This is a genomic window from Streptomyces sp. NRRL S-495, from assembly GCF_000966955.1.
GTDB classification, from domain to species: Bacteria; Actinomycetota; Actinomycetes; order Streptomycetales; family Streptomycetaceae; genus Kitasatospora; species Kitasatospora purpeofusca.
In genome coordinates this window covers 1-3560 of record NZ_JZWY01001190.1, presented here as the reverse complement: position 1 = coordinate 3560, position 3560 = coordinate 1, and the positions used below count along the sequence as shown (strand labels likewise).

Genomic DNA, 3560 nt, shown 5'->3' with positions numbered 1-3560 from the left:
GGGTGTGCGGGCCGCCGTCAGGGTGCCGGCGGTCCGCACACCTCCAGGGCGAGGAGGCGGTACAACGGGTCGGCGATCGGGGTCTCCTGGTCCGGGAGTGCCGCGAGTCGGCGGACCGCCTCGGCCACCTGTTCGGCGTCGGCCCGCACGCACCAGGGGATGCGGCCCGCGTCGATCGCCTCCCGCCACTGCCGGGCGCCTCGCCCCTGTCCGGTGCCGGGGAAGCGGGCCTCGCCGACGGGGCGCAGGCCGTGGGCCGCCGCCCAGTCCCGGATCCGGGCGTGGCCGTCGGGCGCGTGCGGGGTGTACTGGCGGCGCAGCTCGGCGGTGGCCCGGGCGAGGTCGCTGTCCTCGGTGAAGTAGGCGGCCTCCTTGTCGACGGTGGTCACCAGCCTGCCGCCGGGCCGCAGCACCCGGAGGGCCTCGGCGAGCACGGGCTCCGGGTCCGGCAACAGGTGCAGCAGCCAGACCATCACCACCGCGTCGACGCTCCCCGAGGCGAACGGGAGCCGTGTCGCATCGCCGCACACCGCCCCGCCGGGTATCCGCCGCGCGGCCGGGACGAGCATCCCGGGGGAGCGGTCGACGCCGAGCACGGTGCGGCCCGGCCGTTGCAGTCGGCGCGTCACGATGCCGGTGCCGCAGGCGATGTCCAGCACGGTCGCGGGGCCCTGCGGGAGCAGCTGTTCCAGGGCGTCCGCCGCCGCCTGTGCCCGGGGTTCGCCGCCCCGGGTGGTGTCGTACGCCTGGGCCTCGCTGTTGTAGTCGATCATGTGGGGCCATGCTTCCGAAGTCGATTGCTCCGCACAAGGGAGAACCGCTCGGGTACGCCCGGAGGAGGAAGGCGCCCAGGACCGAGGGTTCATGGTCGGCCGCCTCCGCTCGTCCGCTGAGCTGACGGCCGCTCGCCCGGTGAGCTGACGACCGCCCGTCGGGCCGCGTGATCTTGTGGGACAGCGCCCGGGAGGCCGGGAACCGAGCAACACGCACCCTTGCACGAGAGGCACTTCATGAGCCGCTGGAAGACCGTCACCCTGGTCGTCACCGCCGCCGCCCTGGTCGCCACGGCCGCCGCCCCGGCCATGGCCGTCACCAAAACCGCCACCGCCACCACCGCCCGCCCGGACGCCGTCCAGCAGCGGTTGGACGCGCTGCTGACCGAGACGGGCGCACCCGGCGCGCTGGGCACCGTCCGCTCCCTGGACGGGCGCACCCGCAGCTACACCGCCGGGGTCGGCGACGTCGCCACCGGTGCGGCGGTGCCGAAGGACGGGCGGGTGCGGGTCGGCAGCAACACCAAGACCTTCACGGCCGTGGTGGTGCTCCAACTCGTCGCGCAGGGCAGGCTCGACCTGGACGTGCCGGTGGAGCGCTACCTGCCGGGCGTCGTCCGGGGCGACGGGATCGACGGCAACCGGATCACCCTCCGGCACCTGCTCCAGCAGACCAGCGGGCTGCCGAACTACACCCTCCACCTCGGCGACGACGTCCGCCGCTACGAGCCGCGCGAACTGCTCGACATCGCCCTCCGCTACCCGGCCGACGCCGCGCCCGAGGACCACAAGTGGGCCTACAGCAACACGAATTACATCCTCGCCGGGCTGATCGTCGAGGCGGTGACGCAGCGGAGCCTGGGCCAGGAGATCGAGCGGCGGATCGTCCGGCCGCTCGGCCTGCGCCAGACGTACTTCCCGGCCCCGGGTGACGCGACGATCCGCGGGGCCCACCCGCACGGCTACTACCGCGAGTCGGCGGACGGGCCGCTGGTCGACATCACGGACATGGACCCCTCCTGGGCCTGGGCGGCCGGCCAGCTCGTCTCCACCCCCTCCGAACTGGACCGCTTCTTCACGGCGTTGCTGGACGGTGAACTCCTCCCGCCCGCGCAGCTCGCCGAGATGCGCACCACCACCCCCGCCGGGGAGCCGTTCGCGGCGGGATCGGGCTACGGGCTGGGGCTGGTGAGCACGCCGCTGTCCTGCGGCGGCGAGTACTGGGGGCACGGCGGCAGCATCCCGGGCTACGAGACCCGGGTCGGCGTCACGGAGGACGGTCGCGCCGCCGCCGTCACCATGACGGTCCAGGCGCCGGACAAGGCGGCCGCGCGGAAGCTGGAGGGCGTGCTCGACGCGGCCCTGTGCCGCTGAGCGGGCGGCCGGGCCCGGCTCACCGGTCCGGCCGGACCTCCGGGTAAGCGGCCGAGGGGCCGCTGAACAGGGTGGTCGGCCGGTGGCGCAGGTGGAGGTCGAAGAAGGCGGCCAGATAGGCGCGTTGGGCGTCGACGGCGCGGGCCGGGGCGAGGGTGCCGAGGAACGCGTCGAGCTGTCCGGCGGGCCAGCCGAGGGCGGGCCGGGCGGCGGGGAGGAGGGCTTCGAGGTCGGAGAAGGTGCCGTGGCCCGAGTCGCCCAGGGTGAGCTGGCGGCGCCAGGAGCCGAGGTGCGGCCACAGCGCGTCCCACATCGCGTCGCGCACCGGGCGGTCGTCGGAGGCGCGGAAGAGCAGCAGCGGGCGGTCGGCACCGTCGGTGGCGGCGGTGCCGAACACCGGGCCGTCGAGCGAGACCCCGGCCAGCACGCGCGGGTCGTCGTGCAGGGTCTGGACGGTGGTCGCGCCGCCCATGGAGTGGCCGACCATGCCGACGTTGGTGGGGTCGAGTGCCGCGCCGAGGCCCGGCGGGAGGGGGCGGTGCTCGGCGTCGGGGTCGGCACCGGCCGCCAGGTCGGTCAGCCGGTCCAGGACGAAGCGGGTGTCGGCGGTGCGGTAGTCGACGATCCCGGCGTCCGTCATGGCGAACACGGCGGACTTGTTGCGGACCTCCAGCCGCCCGTCCGGGAAGGTGACCTCACCGGCGTCGAAGGTGTGGTCCACGGCGACGACCACGTAACCGCGCGAGGCGAGGTCCTCGGCGGCCAGGGTGGCGAAGGCGCGGTCGGCGCGGGAGCCGGGGGAGTAGAGGACCACCGGGTGGCGGGTGCTGCGGTCGGCCGGGGCGTCCTGGCGGGAGTGGGTGAGGGGCCAGGCCAATCGGCCCGGGGCGGCACCGAGGTAGTCGCTCTCCAGATGGGCCAGCGCGGCCGGGTCGAGCCACGGCGCGAGCCGGTGGGCGGGGGAGCCGCAGGCGGCGGCCGGGTACCAGAGCTGCGCCATCAGTTCGCGCGGACGCGGGGTGGGCGCCCAGAGGTCGGGGCGTTGCGGGTCGACCAGGTGGAGGGTGGTGGTGCCGACGGGGTGCGGGCCGGTCGGTGCGGGGAGGGCGAGCGGGATCGCGGCGGTGGCGGTGGTAGCGGTGGTGGCGGCCTGCGCGGTCGGGGGCAGCGCCGCCGTCGTGACGAGCGCACCGGTGGTGAGCAGGCCCGCGAGCAGGGCGGCGGCAGGGCGGGAACGGGGTCGGGGCATGGGCGGTTCCTTCGAACGGATCGGGTGACGGGGGTGGTGTCGTGACCGAGGTGCTGACGTGACCGTGCTGTCGTGACCAAGGTGACGGCCCGCCCCGGTCCGGCGCGTCCGGCCGTGGGCATACGACCGTGGTCGGATGCCCGGCCGTCCGCCGGTGGCTAGCC

General features: G+C 75.4%; 3 protein-coding genes. 1 reads left to right on the top strand and 2 read right to left on the bottom strand.

Translation table 11 applies throughout. From position 1 onward, the window contains the following. Window positions 1–17 precede the first annotated feature (17 nt). Window positions 18–773 carry a class I SAM-dependent methyltransferase gene (locus VR45_RS40450; RefSeq protein WP_045944973.1) on the bottom strand — a complete coding sequence of 252 codons (756 nt, stop codon included), beginning with the start codon at window positions 771–773 and terminating at the stop codon, window positions 18–20. A gap of 309 nt (window positions 774–1082) precedes the next feature. Between VR45_RS40450 and VR45_RS40445 the strand changes: the two genes are divergently transcribed. Beyond that, window positions 1083–2147: a serine hydrolase domain-containing protein gene (locus VR45_RS40445; RefSeq protein ID WP_234326662.1), complete on the top strand. Its 1065-nt coding sequence runs from the start codon at window positions 1083–1085 to the stop codon at window positions 2145–2147. A 19-nt stretch (window positions 2148–2166) separates the two neighbouring features. On the opposite strand, the gene VR45_RS40440 is transcribed toward VR45_RS40445, so the two are convergent. Continuing rightward, entirely contained in the window at window positions 2167–3396 is a 1230-nt protein-coding gene (locus VR45_RS40440; RefSeq protein WP_052709747.1) for an alpha/beta hydrolase, read from the bottom strand. Window positions 3397–3560: the final 164 nt, after the last annotated feature.